At 70.8% G+C, this 15028-nt stretch carries 13 protein-coding genes and 2 pseudogenes; 4 read left to right on the top strand and 11 right to left on the bottom strand.

What is annotated here, in order from left to right:
• Window positions 1–28: 28 nt before the first annotated feature.
• The 5 genes from AC1QRC_RS10935 to AC1QRC_RS10915 all read right to left on the bottom strand — a co-directional run bounded on the left by AC1QRC_RS10935 (window position 29) and on the right by AC1QRC_RS10915 (window position 4969).
• Window positions 29–526, bottom strand: a complete 498-nt coding sequence (locus AC1QRC_RS10935) for a DUF1648 domain-containing protein (protein ID WP_484203354.1) — start codon at window positions 524–526, stop codon at window positions 29–31.
• A gap of 59 nt (window positions 527–585) precedes the next feature.
• Window positions 586–2133, bottom strand: a complete 1548-nt coding sequence (locus tag AC1QRC_RS10930; protein ID WP_484203353.1) for a hypothetical protein — start codon at window positions 2131–2133, stop codon at window positions 586–588.
• A 59-nt stretch (window positions 2134–2192) separates the two neighbouring features.
• A complete protein-coding gene (locus AC1QRC_RS10925) occupies window positions 2193–2726 on the bottom strand; it encodes a SigE family RNA polymerase sigma factor (RefSeq protein WP_484203352.1) in 534 nt (177 codons plus the stop codon).
• 96 nt (window positions 2727–2822) lie between these two features.
• Window positions 2823–4451, bottom strand: coding sequence for an META domain-containing protein (locus AC1QRC_RS10920; protein WP_484203351.1), 1629 nt, complete (start codon window positions 4449–4451; stop codon window positions 2823–2825).
• Entirely contained in the window at window positions 4448–4969 is a 522-nt protein-coding gene (locus tag AC1QRC_RS10915; RefSeq protein WP_484203350.1) for a SigE family RNA polymerase sigma factor, read from the bottom strand. Before AC1QRC_RS10915 ends, AC1QRC_RS10920 begins: the two co-directional genes overlap by 4 nt.
• A gap of 140 nt (window positions 4970–5109) precedes the next feature.
• Between AC1QRC_RS10915 and AC1QRC_RS10910 the strand changes: the two genes are divergently transcribed.
• Window positions 5110–5859, top strand: coding sequence for a class I SAM-dependent methyltransferase (locus AC1QRC_RS10910; protein WP_484203349.1), 750 nt, complete (start codon window positions 5110–5112; stop codon window positions 5857–5859).
• A 38-nt stretch (window positions 5860–5897) separates the two neighbouring features.
• On the opposite strand, the gene AC1QRC_RS10905 is transcribed toward AC1QRC_RS10910, so the two are convergent.
• The gene (locus AC1QRC_RS10905) at window positions 5898–6218 is read right to left on the bottom strand and encodes a putative quinol monooxygenase (protein ID WP_484203348.1); all 321 of its coding nucleotides are present in this window, start codon (window positions 6216–6218) and stop codon (window positions 5898–5900) included.
• A 126-nt stretch (window positions 6219–6344) separates the two neighbouring features.
• Here AC1QRC_RS10905 and AC1QRC_RS10900 point away from each other — a divergent pair, with 126 nt between their 5' ends.
• From AC1QRC_RS10900 to AC1QRC_RS10890, 3 genes and pseudogenes are all read left to right on the top strand, one after another.
• Complete coding sequence (locus AC1QRC_RS10900) at window positions 6345–7124, top strand: IclR family transcriptional regulator (RefSeq protein WP_484203347.1); 780 nt, start codon at window positions 6345–6347, stop codon at window positions 7122–7124.
• Window positions 7125–7291: 167 nt separating this feature from the next.
• On the top strand, window positions 7292–7819 hold the full coding sequence (locus AC1QRC_RS10895; protein WP_484203346.1) for a hypothetical protein: 528 nt from the start codon (window positions 7292–7294) through the stop codon (window positions 7817–7819).
• A 1-nt stretch (window position 7820) separates the two neighbouring features.
• Window positions 7821–9387, top strand: a pseudogene (locus AC1QRC_RS10890) (GMC family oxidoreductase).
• A 294-nt stretch (window positions 9388–9681) separates the two neighbouring features.
• Here the strand turns inward: AC1QRC_RS10890 and AC1QRC_RS10885 are convergent.
• The 5 genes and pseudogenes from AC1QRC_RS10885 to AC1QRC_RS10865 form a co-directional block, all read right to left on the bottom strand.
• The gene (locus tag AC1QRC_RS10885; protein WP_484203345.1) at window positions 9682–10674 is read right to left on the bottom strand and encodes a TAXI family TRAP transporter solute-binding subunit; all 993 of its coding nucleotides are present in this window, start codon (window positions 10672–10674) and stop codon (window positions 9682–9684) included.
• Window positions 10671–12134, bottom strand: coding sequence for a TRAP transporter permease (locus AC1QRC_RS10880; RefSeq protein ID WP_484206622.1), 1464 nt, complete (start codon window positions 12132–12134; stop codon window positions 10671–10673). Before AC1QRC_RS10880 ends, AC1QRC_RS10885 begins: the two co-directional genes overlap by 4 nt.
• A 64-nt stretch (window positions 12135–12198) precedes the next feature.
• Entirely contained in the window at window positions 12199–12759 is a 561-nt protein-coding gene (locus tag AC1QRC_RS10875; RefSeq protein ID WP_484203344.1) for a hypothetical protein, read from the bottom strand.
• Between the two features lie 73 nt (window positions 12760–12832).
• Window positions 12833–13598 (bottom strand): annotated as a pseudogene (gene map, locus AC1QRC_RS10870) (type I methionyl aminopeptidase).
• A 25-nt stretch (window positions 13599–13623) separates the two neighbouring features.
• Entirely contained in the window at window positions 13624–15027 is a 1404-nt protein-coding gene (locus tag AC1QRC_RS10865; RefSeq protein ID WP_484203343.1) for a glycine--tRNA ligase, read from the bottom strand.
• Window position 15028: the final 1 nt, after the last annotated feature.

The following is a 15028-nucleotide window of genomic DNA, read 5'->3' as shown; positions in this document are numbered from 1 at the left end:
CAATCACACAACGCCCGAGGGTGCCTCGTCATTCCCTCGGCTGGTAGCGCACGGTGGCGATCCGTAGCACCTGCACCAGCAGGGCCACCGCGTAGACGACGATCAGGACGATGGCGCCCCAGCCCAGCCGGGGGCTCTGCTGGTATGCCGTCAGCCAGGTGAGCAGGGTCACGCCCCCCAGCAGGGCGAGGGTGAGGGCGCCGAGGGCCCACGCGTCCTCGGCCAGCAGCTCGCGCAGCCGTGCCCGGCGTTCCGGCTCGGCCGCCCACCACTCCTTGTGGTCGCTGGGAAGGTTGAGCAGTGCGAACGATATCCGCGACATCCAGGCGGCGAGCCCGGCGAACAACAGCATCATCCCGCCCATGACCGTGCCCATCTCCAACACCGCCCTGGCGCGCGAGACCCAGCGGTCCGGCTCCCCATCGACCCCGAAATGGACCGGAACCCGCTCCGGAAGCAGGAACCAACCCAGCACGAGCAGGACGAGGCACACGGCACTGATCATCCAGAACGCAAGGCGGGCCATCCCCACGAGTGTAGGGAAGGCCCGCCCGTGCGTCGCGGTGACGGCGCGTCGGCCGGGTGTCAGGCGCCGGACATCACGTTGACGGTCAGGACTGTGTCGTCCTCGTCCACGATGACGCTCACCACGGGGAGGCCCTCGGTCTCCTGTGTCAGGTCGGCGCAGTCGGTGATCGCCAGGTCAATGCCGCTCTGGCCGTCGGCCGCCGTGCCCAGGCAGCGGGACTCACCGGTCACCGGGAACGTGACGGTCTCTCCCGTGCCCTGCCAGGAACCGTTCCACTCCAGCACCTCCCCGGAGACGGTGTCTGCCACCGGCTCGGCCAGCTGCACCGCGTGCCGGGTGAAGGCGGGCACCTCCTCCCCCAGCACCAGGGCCCCGGTGATCGCCTCGAGGTCGTGCTCGGAGGAGTCGAAGGCACGCACCTCGACGCCCAGGTCGGTGACCCGCCACGACTCGGCGGTGAACTCCTGCCCCTCGGCGCAGGTGACCGACCAGCGCAGCCACTCCACGTCGTGGTCTCCCACGGTCGTCTCACCGGCCTCCGGGTCCGGGTCGACCGTGACCGGGTTGTCGCGCCACTGCCCCCACCCCTCGTAGCCCTCGGGGTCGCCGTAGCACTGCTCCGCGGGGCGTCCCTCGGTGTCGCTCGGGTCCCACCAGCCGCCCTCGGTGAACCCGGCGTCCTCCAGGCCCGTCCGGATGTCCACGCCCGGTACGCACCAGGGCGAGAGCAGGTCCGTCTCGCCCTCGGGGAGCAGGCACACCTCGGCGTCGTACACCGGCAGATAGGTCCAGCCCTCCGGCAGGGCCAGCCCGTGCCCGTCACCGAGGGAGACCGTGCCCTCCGGCGGTCCCGCCGACTCGTCCGGGCCGCTCGTGGCATCCGGGTCCGTGGTCGCGGGCGGCGGGTCGCCACCGTCCGCGTCCGTCCCGTTGACGGTGAGCAGGAGCAGGTCCTCCTCCACCAGGTGCAGCGAGCCCCCCTCGGTCAGGTACTCCACCCAGAACGCCTCCGTGGCCACGACCTCCTCCGGGCACCCGGAGGCCAGCTGGACGATGCCCTGACCGGCGAAGCTGCCGTCGGAGGCGAGCGCCAGGTCCTGCGAGTACCGGGCGCCCCCGCACCCGTCCACGTCAATGCCCAGGGTCACGCCGTCGTCGGTGTCGAAGAAGTCCAGCCCGGTCGGCACGTCGGCTCCGACGGTCCGGCCGTCGGCGAGCGTCAGCTCCATGTCCTCAGGGGCGGCGCCGCCCGCGAACTCGAGGGGGCTCACCAGGTCCCAGCTGGTCCCGGCCAGGTCCGTCGTCGCGGGCACGTCCAGTCCCTCCAGCGACCGCAGCGCCGACGCGTCGACCTGCAGCTCCGCGCCCTCCCGGGCGAAGAGGAAGGTGTGCGGCCCCTCCAGGTCCGGGATCTCCGGGGTCTCGACCTGTGTCGGTCCCGGATCGGGTGTCGCGGGCGCCGGGTCCTGGGCGGTGTCGAACCCTCCGCCAAGGGCGACCGCACCCACGACCGCGGCGGCGGCCACCACCGTGCCCGCGCCCGTGTAGGCCGCGTGGCGGCGACGTCGTATCCGCCGCCCTCGTGTCCATGCCTGCATTGCCATGTCTCGTCCTTCCGTCGTCCCCACCGCTCGATCCAGTGCGTCGCGAATGTCCTTGGCGGTCATGCCGACCCACCTCCCTCACCGGCAGGAGCCGGTTCCAGTTCCGGCAGCTGCCGGCGCAGATTGGCCAGGGCCTTGCTGGCCTGGCTCTTGACCGTCCCCCTGCTGACGCCGAGGATCTCGGCGATCTGCTCCTCGGACAGGTCCTCGTAGTAGCGCAGCACCAGGACCGCCCGTTGCCGGGGCGCCAGGTCGGCCAGTGCCGCCCGCACCTCCGACCCGCTCACCCAGTCCTCGACGTCGTCCCGGGCGGAGGCCTGGGCCGCGAACTCACCGTCCGGCGCGTGCACGTCATACGGCCTCTCGCGGCGCCACTTGCGCCAGTGCGAGACGGCGTCCCGGTAGAGGATCCGGCGCACATACGCGTCGGGGGCTCCGCCGCGCACCTGCTCCCACCGGCTCGCGAGCTTGGCGAACGCCTCCTGGAGCAGGTCCTGGGCCGTGTGGTGGTCGCCACAGACCAGGACGGCCGCCCTCAGGAGGGGCTCCTGTCTGGCTCGGACGAAGTCCAGGAAGTCCTCGTCGACCTCCATGAGCGTCACCCTCTCCCCATGTCGTCCATGGACCGTCAACGCAGCCCAGGGTGCCGCAGGTTGCCCCGGCGCCCGAAGAATCCGGCGTGTCGCCGGTCAGGGGGTGTAGAGGGTGCGGATCTGCAGCAGCTGCTGCTGGTGGTCGGCGATGATCGTCACGAGGGGCTCGCGGCCGGCGTTCGTCTCCTCGTAGAGCCACTTCATCAGCTGGACACAGTCGGTGATCCGCAGGTCCACGCCCGGGAGCAGCGCGGTGTCGTGCAGCAGGCACTGCGTCCCGTCGGTCAGCCGGTAGGTGGCGGTCTGTGAGGGCTGCGCCCCCTCGGTGCCGACCGGCGGGTCATCGGGGCCGTAGACCCGCAGCAGGAGGTTGGAGAGGGTGTCGGCCCCGCTGACGACCTGGGCGTGCTCGGTCTGGACGTCGAAGTTCTGCTCGTCCGGTGCCAGCCCGGTGAGCATGTCGGCCACCTCATCCAGGTCCTCGGTGCTCGCCACCAGGGTCAGGCTGGTCGCCGACACGCGGCCACCCTCGGTGTTGGTGTCGATCCAGAACGCCGTCGGCCAGAACTCCTGCCCGTCCGCGCAGTCGGCGATCCAGTAGCGCCACTCCCCCTGGAAGCCGCCCTCGGTGACCTCCCAGCCTCCTTGTGTGCCGCCTTCCTGGAACGTCACCGGGTTGTCCCCCGGCGCCCGCTCCAACCAGTCGGGGTCGGCGAAACACGGGACCTGCCCGTCCGCAGGCTCGAAGAATTCGGTCGCCTCCGGCCTGGTCTCCTCGGTCAGACCGGTCGTGATCTCCAGGCCCTCGCAGGGCATCGTCGGGTCGGTGGACCCGCCCTCGGACACGAGGCAGGTGATGAACTGGCCCTCCACCAAAGACCCGCGGTAGACCGCCTGCCACCCCTCCGGCAGTGCGATCGTGACACCGCCCCCGAGTGGCACCACGCCCTCCGCCTGCTCCTGCGCCGGGTCGTCTGGGGCCGAGTCCTCCGGCGGCCCGGGCTGCTGTGCTGCTGACACCCCCAGCAGCAGGGTGCCCCCGTCCTCGGAGATCTCTGCCGTGAACCGGCCGGCGGCCAGTGCCGCCATCCAGAAGTCCTCGGACTGTTGCACGTGGGCGGGGCAGCCGATGTCGCTGCTGGCGACCTCGCCGATGGTGAACACACCGCCCCCGCCGTCGAGCGCCGTCTGTCCGGCGAGTCCGCCGCAGTCCTCGATGTGGAGGGTGAGTCCGGTGCCACCCGCCCCGGCGAACTCCAGACGGGTGTCGGCCTCGGCCCCGACGACCGTCTCGACGGGCCCGAGACCTCCGGCAAGTGCGCCGCCGAGCACCCACCTGCGGTCGACGAGGTCCGCGACCTCGGCCGGGCGGAACTCCTGGTCGATCTCGGGCTCCCCCGCCTCCTCCTGGTGGAAGACCATCGTCGCCGTGGGGCCCTCCACGCCGCCACTGTCCGTCGGCCCCGCCGGGACGGGGTCGGGCGGCGCATCGCCGGCGAACGGGCCGATGACGAAGGCGAGCACCAGGGCTGCGGCGGCTGCCACGGCGGCCAGGCCGCTGGCGACGCCCCACCGCCGGCGGCGCTGCTGCACCTCGGCCTCCTCCCACGCGGAGGTCGCGAAGTCCCGCGGGCTCCGCACGTCCGAGGCCTCCTGGAGCAGAGTCCCGACCCTGGTGTGCCGGGCGCCCCCGGGCTGCTGGGTGTCGTCCCGATCGGTGCTCATCGTCCCGCTCCTCGCTCCGTGCCGGCACGCTCCTCGGCCCATTCCGCGCCGAGGAGGTCCCGCATCCGGGCCAGCGCCACGCTCGTCTGGCTCTTCACCGTGCCCACGCTGACGCCGAGCACCTCCGCGGTCTGCTCCTGGGTCAGGTCCTCGAGGAACCGCAGGACCAGGACCGCCCGCTGCTTCGGGGTCAGCTCCTGCAGTGCGGCCCGGACGTCGGCGCGGTCCTCCCAGGCGGGCCCGTACTGCATACCGTGCAGCTCGGGCACCTCCTCGGTGACCACCTCGAGCCGGGTCCGGCGCCAGCGGGTGATGTTGTCGTGGTAGAGGATCCGGCGCACGTAGGCGTCCGGCCGGTCCCCGCCGACCCGCGACCAGTGCCGGGCCAGCTTCACCAGGGCGTCCTGGAGCAGGTCCTCGGCCTGGTGCACGTCACCGCACATCAGCACGGCGATCCGCAGCAGGTGGGCCTGGCGGCCGCGCACGTAGGCGGCGAAGTCGGGATCGGCCTGGGCCATCACCCCTCCTCACGGTCGCCGTGGGCGGACCCGTCGTCCGTCCCTACCTGGTGAACCCAGTCTGGGGGTCAAACCGTTGGGGCGCCCGCGACACTCGGGTCGGGGCCGCACCACGAGTCCCCGGGCGGCAGGATTGGCCCGTGCGCAGCTTTGAGGATCTGGTCGCGGAGGCCGAGGCCGCCGAGGTCTCGGGGTGGGGTTTTGACTGGCTCGACGGCCGGGCCAGCGAGGAGCGCCCACCATGGGGGTATGCCGGACTGCTGGCTCGGGCGCTCGCCGGCGCCGCCGCCGCCCTCGACATCGACACCGGCGGCGGGGAGGTCGTCAACGAGGCACCCGTGCTGCCGCCCCGCATGGTGGTCACCGAGGGCTGGGCGCCCAACCGGCGCCGCGCCCGAGACCTGCTCGGACCGCGCGGGGTGGAGGTCGTGGCGGTCACCGGCGGCGTGCCCTGGCCGCTGCCGGACCGAGCCTTCGACCTGGTGACGTCCCGGCATCCCGTCAGCCCTGACTGGGCACAGATCCACCGGGTGCTCGCCCCGGGCGGCAGTTACCTCGCCCAGCACGTCGGCCCCGGCTCGGCCTACGAGCTCATCGAGGCCTTCCTCGGCCCGCTGCCGGACCGCTCGGCCCGCGACCCGGCGCACGAGGTCGCCGCGGCCCAGGCCGCGGGCCTGGACGTCGAGGAGGTCCGCACGGCACGGTGCCGCCTGGAGTTTCACGACATCGGCGCGATCGTGTGGATCCTGCGCAAGTGCGTGTGGTGGGTGCCCGACTTCACCGTAGACCGCTATCGGGAGCACCTGGTGCGCCTGGACGATGACCTGCGTCGCGGCCTACCCTTCGTGGCCCACTCGACCCGGCACCTGATCCGGGCCCGGCGAGGATGAGCCCGACCGAGATCACCGTCAACGGCACCGCGCCGCGGTCAGCCGACCTGGAGCTCGCCCATCTCGTCCCAGCCGTCGCCGTCGACCTGGCGGGAGACGATCTTCGGTGTGGCGGAGAGGTACTGGGGGAACTCGCGCTGCATCGTGGCGAAGTGCTCGGAGTTGACGTGGGGGCCGGCGCCGTCGTCGGTGAAGGCCTCCACGAGGACGTACTCGTTCGGGTCCTTGACGCTGCGCGACCACTCGAACCACTTGTTGCCGGGCTCGGCCAGCGTCGCCTCGGTGAACTCGGCGGAGAGCTCGGGCCACTGGTCCGCGAACTCGGGCTTGACCGGGAACTTGACGACGATGAGGTACATGGGGGTCCTTTCGTTCGGGGGTCCTGCTGGCATCCAACCCGAAGCCGACGGTGGGCGCACGCCCGCGGCGCCCGGATTTTCACAGGGTGAGAACCGCGCTGGGTGCAGCCCTGCAAGGATGGCGCCATGCCACACACCGACGTGGAGCGGACGAGCCTGATCCAGCGGGCCGTCACCGTCCTGGAGCAGGTCGCCGAGGCGGGCGGGGCCAGCGCCCGGGACATCGCGGCGGCCACCGGGCTGCCGCTGCCGACCGTGTACCGCATCGCCCAGGAGCTGGTCCAGGTCGGCTACCTGGTCCACCTGCGGGAGGAGAAGCGGTTCGCCCTGGGCTACAAGCTGCACCGGCTCGGCAGCCGACTACACGAGGACCTCGGGGTCCCTCGCGAGCTGAAGCAGGAGATCTCGCGGCTGCACGCGGACACCAAGATGGCCGCCTACCTGGCCATCCACCGCGGCGCCGACTTCGTTGTCGTCTTCGTCGCCGACTCCCCCGAGTGCCCCCGGTTGGAGCCGATGGAGTTCGGCTTCCACGAGACCCCGCACGCCACGGCCTTCGGCAAGCTCGGCCTGAGCGAGTACACCCCCGAGCAGCGCAGCTCCTACCTGGAGCCGCACCAACCCCACCGGCTCACGCCCTGCACCATCACCGACCCCGCGGCACTCGACGCGGCACTCGCCCAGATCGCGGCGGAGGGCATCGCCTGGGAGCACGAGGAGTTCCAGGTCGGCACCGCCTGCGCGGCCGTCCCGATCCGGGCCGACGACGGGTTGCTCATCGGCTCGGTGGCGGTGTCCGCCCCCGTCGGCTGGTACGAGGGTCAGCGCCGCCACATCGAGCACCGGCTGCGGGCCTGCGCTGCCCGGGCCGGGCGCGTCTACCGACTGGGCCACCGCTCCCGCTGAGCCAGACCCAGGTGAGCGGCACGGCATACGGGTCCGTATGCCGTGCCGCTCACCTCTCCCGACGCGGGCATTCTCACCCCGTGAGAAGCGGCCCTACCGGGGCCTGAGTCGCCCTCCTACGGTGAGGAGAGATCCCACCACCGGCGTTTCACTGCAAGGAGGCAGTCGTGGGCTATCCGGAGAAGTACCCGGCGAAGTACCCCCAGCTCAACGAGATGGAATTCACCGACACGGCCCGCCGCATCCTGGTGCGCATCCTCAAGGTCGCCTTCCCGCACGAGGGGTTCCCGGACGGCCCGTACGAGCGTCAGGCCGACCAGATCTTCGAGCTCGCCAATGAGTCCACCTGGTTCCGGATCAAGCTCACCCAGGGCATCGCGACCCTCAACGACCTGGCCGGAGGGTCCTTCCTGGACCTGGACGACGACGGCGCCACGAAGGTGCTCCGGCGGGTGGGGAACACCGACTTCTTTGGCTTTATCCGCCGCACCACGATCCTGAACATGTACGAGGACGAGGAGGTCTGGGACGCCCTCGGCTACGAGGGTCCCTCGTTCGACAAGGGCGGCTACCTGCACCGGGGGTTCAACGATCTGGACTGGCTGCCGGACCCGCGGGTCGAGGAGAGCGACGAGCCGTTCGTCGACCTGGTGCCCGACCTGCCCACCGGCCCGACCCCGACCGAGGAGAGCTGACATGGCCGAGATCGCCCAGGACGAGGCGAGCGTCGTCATCATCGGGTCCGGCGCCGGCGGCGGCACCCTGGCCTACGAGCTGACCAAGGCCGGGCTCCCGGTCGTGGTGCTCGAGGCGGGGCCGTACCTGCGCAACGAGGACTACATGAACCTGGAGTGGGAGGCGTTCAACCAGATGGCGTGGTTGGACCCCCGCACCACCTCCGGGAGCTGGCGGGTCGCGACCGACTTCCCGAACCTGCCCGCCTGGATCGTCAAGGCCGTCGGCGGGTCCACCACGCACTGGTCCGGGGCCACTCCCCGGTTCCGCGAGCACGAGTTCCGCACTCGTTCGGTCTACGGCCGGGTCGAGGGCGCCAACCTGCTCGACTGGCCGCTGACCCTGGAGGACCTCGCGCCCTATTACGACCGGGCCGAGCAGGCGATGGGCTCCACCCACCGGCACGGGCGGCCACCGCTGCCGGCCAACAACAACTACAAGGTGTTCGCCAACGGCGCCGAGACGGATCGGCTACCGGCACTACGCCACCGGCCCCTACGCCACCAACGCCGAGCCCTACGACGGGCGCCCCGCCTCCGTGCAGGACGGCTTCAACTTCCAGGGAGACAAGAACGGGTCCAAGTGGTCCACCCTCGTCCGGGAGATCCCCCGGGCCGAGGCGACCGGCCTGCTGGACCTACGCCCGGAGAGCCAGGCCGTGCAGATCACCCACGCCTCCGACGGCACGGTGGACGCGGTGCTCTACCTGGACGGGGAGGGCAACCTGCACCGCCAGGCCGCCCGCGTCGTCTGCGTGGCCGGCAACTCGATCGAGACGCCGCGGCTGCTGCTGATGAGCGCCTCCTCGCTGTTCCCGGACGGGCTGGCCAACTCCTCCGGGCAGGTGGGCCGCAACTACATGCGGCACACCACCGGGAGCGTCTACGCCCGGTTCGAGCAGGACGTGCGGATGTATCGGGGAGAGACCATGGCCGGGCTGATCGCCGACGAGTCCCGGCACGACCCGTCGCGCGGATTCGTGGGCGGCTACTACATGGAGACCCTCTCGCTGGGGCCGGCGTTCCTGGCCAGCTTCGTCGAGCCGGGATCCTGGGGCAAGGACTTCACCGAGCTGATGGACGCCTACTCGCGCACCGCGGGCATGTGGATCGTCGGGGAGGACATGCCGCAGGAGTCCAACCGGGTCACCCTGAACACCACGGTGCAGGACAAGCACGGGCTCCCCGTCCCGGACGTGCACTTCGACGACCACCCCAACGACGTCGCGATGCGGGACCACGGGTACGCGCAGGCCGACACGCTGTATGCCGCCGTCGGCGCCATCGGCACGCACCACACCCCGCCCTACCCCTCGACCCACAACCTGGGCACCTCGCGGATGAGCGAACGACCCGAGGACGGCGTGACCGACCGGTGGGGCCGGACCCACGACATACCGAACCTGTTCGTCTCCGACGGGTCCCTGTTCACCACCGGCGCGGCCGCCAACCCCACGCTGACCATCGTCGCGTTGGCGATCCGGCAGGCCGAGTACCTCGTGGACCAGCTCAAGGGCGGCACCCTCTGAGCTGAGGCGCGGCCGGGGACGAAACCTGGCGGTCGTCCCCGGCCGCAACCTGCCTGCCGTCGCCGGCACGCCCGGGCTCAACACCTACGTCCTGTACTTCGCGCTGTCGGCCCTGCTCTTCCACCTCGGGACGCGCACCCCCCTCGCACGGTTGCTGGACCCGCGGCCGCCAACACCTCCATGCTGGCCGAGCGCTACGGCGCCGACAACGGTCGCATCGCCTCGGTGATCCTGGTCTCCACGGTGCTGGGGTTCCTCACCTTCAGCACCGTGGCCTCGCTGGTGTAGCGGGCTCTACTCCCCCAGCTCGTCCAGGGCGCGCTGGGCTCCCGGGTGCAGCGGGATCGGGTCGATCTCCCCGGCCACCCCCAGGTCGATGTCGGCCGCCGCCGCGTGCACCTGGGTCAGGCTCTCGACGTTCTCATAGACCAGCTTGGTCAGCGCGCAGGCCGTGCCCTCGTCCATGTCGTCGCGGACCATCAGGACATTGGGGACCACGACGGTGGGCACCGGGTCCGTGCCGTAGGTCTCCGCCGGGATCTCCCCCTCGGTGTAGACGGGGTTGATCTCCTGGAGCGTGGGCAGCAACGGCGAGACGTCGATGAACTCGACATCGTCGCCGATGCTGGTGAACAGGTCGGTCATCGCCGCGGTCGGCAGCCCGCCGGACCAGAACAGCCCGTCGATGGAGCCGTCCTTCATCCCGTCGACCGTCTTGGTCAGGTCCAGCCGCTGCGCACTGAGATCGCTCGCGGGGTCCAGACCCGCGGCCTCCAGCATCCGGTTGGCGATCACCTCGGTGCCTGAGTTGGGGGAACCGGTCGAGATCGTCTTGCCGGCCATGTCCTCGACCGACTCGATCCCGGAGTCCGCGCGGACCACGACCTGGGTGTAGTTGGGGTAGATCCGGCCCAGCGAGGAGACCTCCTGCGACTCCTCGAAGGAGGCGGCGCCCTCGGTCGCGTCGGCGGCGGTGTCTGCCAGGGAGAAGGCGATGTCGTAGTCGCCCGCGACCAGCTGCTGAATGTTCTGCACCGACGCCCCGGTCTCGGCCGCCGTCGCGTTGATGTCGGTCTCGCTGCTGATCAGCTGGGCGAGTCCGCCACCGAGGACGTAGTAGACGCCGGTGGAGTTGCCGGTGGCGATCGTCATCCGGCCCTCACCGGCCTCGCACTCCCCTCCCTCGGCCGCGGTGGTGCCGCCGCCCTGTCGTCCGCCGCAGGCGGAGAGCAGGACTCCGGCCGAGACCAGTCCGACGAGCAGGCGCGTTGTCGTGCGGTTCCTCATGACGTGTGTTCCTCTCTGGAGGGGTGCGGGACGAGCAGGTGCATCGCGAGAGCGGCCGCCAGGGCGGCCACCCCCAGGCCGATGGACAGCGGTTGCAGGTAGAGCAGAAGACCGGCGGCGGTCAGGCACAGCAGCCGCTCGAGCGGGCGCGTCCGCCGGACGATCCAGCCGCCCGCGGCCCCCGCCAGCGCGGCCACGGCCAGTGCCGAGACCGCGAAGGTCCACAGCACGTCACCGGCCGGCGCCTGGAGCAGTAGCGCCATGCCGTTGTCGGTGAGCACGAAGGCCAGCGGCACCAGGAAGGCGGGCAGGGCGTACTTGCAGGCCTGCCACATGGTCGGGATGACCTTGCCCCCGGTGATGGCGGCGGACGCGACGGCGGCCAGCGCTGTCGGTGGGGACACCTCGGACAGGACCGAGAAGTAGAAGATGAACATCGCGACCGCGGGGGCCTCGACGCCCAGGTCGAACAGCGCCGGGGCGATGATCACCCAGCTGATGATGAACGAGGCGGTCACGGGCACGGCCAGGCCCAGCACGAGGATCGCGATCGCCGCCATCACCACGCTGAGCACCAGCACCACGGTGGGGTTGTCGCTGACCACGGTGGCGATCTGGATGAGCAGGTCGGACAGCACCTGGCCCAGCCCGGTCTTGGTGATGGTCGAGACGATGATCCCCGCGGCGGCACAGACCGCGGCGACGGGCAGCACGGAGCGGACACCGCCGGCGAGGGAGTCGTAGACGATCCGGGCCGTCTCGGTGACCACCCCCCACCAGTCGCCGCGACGGCGCAGGATCGAGTCGGCGATCCCGAACGCCAGCGCCACCCCGGTCGCGTAGACGACGGCCTTGAACGGGGTCAGCCCGATCGCCAGGAAGAACACGATGATCCCCAGCGACAGGAAGTGGTAGCCGGAGCGGGCCAGCAGCTTCCACGGGTTCTTGCGTTCCACCTCCACGGCCTGGACGCCGACCTTGCGGGCATCGATCTCGATGGCCAGGAAGATGCCCAGGTAGTACAGCAATGTCGGGATCATCGCCCACAGCAGCACGTTGAGGTAGGAGGTGCCCAGGTACTCGGCGATGATGAACGCGGCCGCGCCGAGGGTGGGCGGCGACAGGATCGCCCCGATCCCGGAGGCCGCGAGCATCCCGCCGGCGTTCTCCTTCGGGTAGCCGGCGCGGTTCAGCACCGGCCAGGTCACCGCACCCAGGCTCACGGCGGTCGCCGTCCCGGATCCCGAGACCGTCCCGAGCAGGAAGCCGGAGAGCGCCACGGTGCGGCCGGGGGCCGCCTTGGACTTGCGGAAGATGGAGAAGCTGAGGTCGATGAAGAACTGGCCGGCGCCGGTGCGGTCCAGGACGGCACCATAGATGGTGAACAGCACGATGTAGGTCGCGCAGACGTCCAACGGGATGCCGTAGAACCCGCTCGGGTCGTTGTAGAGCGCGTTGATGATCTGCCGGAAGTCGATCCCGGCGTGGCTCCCCGGGAACCAGGTCGGCAGGAAACCCCCGTAGCTAGGCGAACGCCAGGAAGCCCAGGCACACCCCCGGCAGGATCCATCCGGTCGTGCGCCGGGTGGCCTCGATCACCAGCAGGAGCACGAGGGCACCCATCGCCACGTCGAGACCGGTGAGGGAACCCTGCCGGTCCAGGAAGGCGTTGAACCCGCCTCCCGAGGCGCCGATCGCGAGGGGCGCGACGGGGTAGACACAGGCGAGGAACGCGGCACTGGCGAGCACCCAGTCCAGCCGGCCGGGGTTGTCCCGCGGCTGGCTGGCCCCCGGGACCGGCATGTCGCTGGCCTCCGGGCGGCGGACCCTGGCCCGGTAGCACAGGAAGACCAGCGGCAGCACGAACGCCAGGAACAGGATCAGGTAGTACTGGTTGCCCTGACTCAGCGGCGCGAACACCTGCCGGATCACGAACACCGCCACCAGGGCCGCCGCCACGCTGACGAACAGGTCGACCCGGCCGGACAGGTTCCGGGCGGGGAGTTCCTCGTCGTACTGGGCGATCACCTGGTCGGTGTCGTGCTCCGGGAGGGTGGCTCTTGCTTCCCCACCGTTGGGCACCATGAGCGTGGAGAGTATGGGCTACCTCGTGCCGGTACAAGGCTATTGACGACGTGTCGCCCGATCCGCCGCCGTCTCAGCCCTCGGTGAGCACCAGGGGGCCGTCCTCGGTGAGCGCGACGGTGTGCTCGCTGTGTGCGGCGCGGGAGCCGTCGGCGCTGCGCAGCGTCCACCCGTCGGCATCGGTGAAGATCCGGTCGCGTCCCGGTCATCAGCCACGGCTCGATGGCGACCACCAGACCGGGCTGCAGCCGCAGGCCCCGCCCGCCGCGACCATCGTTGGCCACGTGCGGGTCACCGTGCATCGTCCGCCCCACCCCGTGACCGCCGAACTCGAGGTTGACCCGGTACCCGGCTCCCCGGCATACGGCTCCGACGGCCGCCGACACATCGCCCAGCCGGCCGCCGACCTGCAGGGCGTCGATCCCCGCGGCAAGGGCACGCTCGGTGGTCTCGATGAGGTGCAGGTCCTCCCGCCGGGGCTGGCCCACGATGAAGGAGACGGCGGAGTCGGCGACCCAGCCGTCGATCGACACCGCGAAGTCGAGGCTGACCAGGTCACCGTCGCGCAACCGGTAGGCGTGCGGCAGCCCGTGCAGCGCCGCGTCGTTGACAGAGGTGCAGATCACCTTGCCGAACGGCGAGGCCCCGAAGCTGGGGTGGTAGTCGACATAGCAGCTCGTCGCGCCGGCCGCGGCGATCAGCTTCCGGGCACGGTCGTCGATCTCAAGCAGGTCGGTGCCCACGCCCACCTCCCCGCGCAACGTGCGGAGGGTCTGCGCGACGAACCGGCCCGCCGGGCGCATCGCCTCGACCTCGGCAGGGGTGAAGTGCTCGATCACGCGTCGCCCACCCCCGGGCCCCGGCTCAGCACCCGACCAGCCGCTGCGCCAGGTAGCCCTCGACCTGGTCCAGCGCCACGCGCTCCTGCCCCATCGTGTCGCGCTCGCGCACCGTGACGGCGTGGTCCTCGAGGGTGTCGAAGTCCACCGTGATGCAGAACGGCGTGCCGACCTCGTCCTGGCGGCGGTAGCGGCGCCCGATCGCGCCGGCGTCGTCGAAGTCGATCTGCCAGTGGCGGCGCAGCGCGGTGGCCAGGTCCTTGGCCTTGGGCGTCAGGTCGGCGTTGCGGGACAGCGGCAGCACCGCCACCTTGGTCGGTGCCAGCCGGGGGTCCAGCCGCAGCACGACCCGCTTGTCGACCCCGCCCTTGGTGTTGGGCGCCTCGTCCTCGCTGTAGGCGTCGACCAGGAAGGTCATCAGCGAGCGGGACAGCCCGGCCGCCGGCTCGATCACATAGGGGGTGTACCGCTCGCCGCTGGCCTGGTCGAAGTAGGTCAGGTCCTGGCCCGAGTGCTGCGAGTGCGTCTTGAGGTCGAAGTCGGTGCGGTTGGCGATGCCCTCCAGCTCCCCCCACTCCGAGCCGGCGAAGTTGAACCGGTACTCGATGTCGACGGTGCGCTCGGAGTAGTGCGACAGCTTGTCGGCCGGGTGCTCGTAGTGGCGCAGGTTGTCCGGGTTGATGCCCAGGTCGGTGTACCACCGGGTGCGCTCGTCGATCCAGTACTGGTGCCACTCCCGGGCCGTGGAGGGCTCGACGAAGAACTCCATCTCCATCTGCTCGAACTCGCGGGTGCGGAAGATGAAGTTGCCCGGCGTGATCTCGTTGCGGAAGCTCTTGCCGGTCTGCGCGATGCCGAACGGCGGCTTCTTGCGGGCGGCGCCCATCACGTTGGCGAAGTTGATGAAGATGCCCTGGGCGGTCTCGGGCCGCAGGTAGTGCAGACCCGACTCGTCCTCGATGACGCCCAGGTAGGTCTTGAGCATCATGTTGAACTCGCGCGGCGTGGTCCAGGCGTTCTTGGTCCCGCAGTTCGGGCAGGCGATGTCGGCCAGGTCCACCGAGTCGGGGTCGATCTCCTTGCCCTTGCGGGCCGCCTTGTCCGCGACCGCCTCCTGCAGGTGGTCGGCGCGGAACCGCTTGTGGCAGGACTGGCACTCGGTCAGCGGGTCGGAGAACTCCCCGACGTGGCCGGAGGCCACCCAGGTCTGCCGCGGCAGGATCACCGAGGAGTCCAGCCCCACGATGTCGTCGCGGGACTGCACCATGGCCCGCCACCACTGCCGCTTGATGTTGTCCTTCAGGGCCACCCCGAGCGGCCCGTAGTCCCAGGCCGAGCGCGTCCCGCCGTAGATCTCGCCGCACGGGAACACGAACCCGCGGCGTTTGCAGAGGCTGACGACGGTATCGACGGTTGAAGTGGCTGCCATG

It is taken from the genome of Ornithinicoccus sp. (genome assembly GCF_057176825.1).
Note: the sequence above shows the minus strand (reverse complement) of the source record. Positions and strands in the feature narration are given on the sequence as shown.

What these genes read in the sequence shown, in the direction of transcription:
- AC1QRC_RS10935 (WP_484203354.1), bottom strand. Translation starts at nt 526, where the DNA reads ATGGCCCGCCTTGCGTTCTGGATGATCAGTGCCGTGTGCCTCGTCCTG.
- AC1QRC_RS10930 (WP_484203353.1), bottom strand. Translation starts at nt 2,133, where the DNA reads ATGGCAATGCAGGCATGGACACGAGGGCGGCGGATACGACGTCGCCGC.
- AC1QRC_RS10925 (WP_484203352.1), bottom strand. Translation starts at nt 2,726, where the DNA reads ATGGAGGTCGACGAGGACTTCCTGGACTTCGTCCGAGCCAGACAGGAG.
- AC1QRC_RS10920 (WP_484203351.1), bottom strand. Translation starts at nt 4,451, where the DNA reads ATGAGCACCGATCGGGACGACACCCAGCAGCCCGGGGGCGCCCGGCAC.
- AC1QRC_RS10915 (WP_484203350.1), bottom strand. Translation starts at nt 4,969, where the DNA reads ATGGCCCAGGCCGATCCCGACTTCGCCGCCTACGTGCGCGGCCGCCAG.
- AC1QRC_RS10905 (WP_484203348.1), bottom strand. Translation starts at nt 6,218, where the DNA reads ATGTACCTCATCGTCGTCAAGTTCCCGGTCAAGCCCGAGTTCGCGGAC.
- AC1QRC_RS10900 (WP_484203347.1), top strand. Translation starts at nt 6,345, where the DNA reads ATGCCACACACCGACGTGGAGCGGACGAGCCTGATCCAGCGGGCCGTC.
- AC1QRC_RS10885 (WP_484203345.1), bottom strand. Translation starts at nt 10,674, where the DNA reads ATGAGGAACCGCACGACAACGCGCCTGCTCGTCGGACTGGTCTCGGCC.
- AC1QRC_RS10875 (WP_484203344.1), bottom strand. Translation starts at nt 12,759, where the DNA reads ATGGTGCCCAACGGTGGGGAAGCAAGAGCCACCCTCCCGGAGCACGAC.
- AC1QRC_RS10865 (WP_484203343.1), bottom strand. Translation starts at nt 15,027, where the DNA reads ATGGCAGCCACTTCAACCGTCGATACCGTCGTCAGCCTCTGCAAACGC.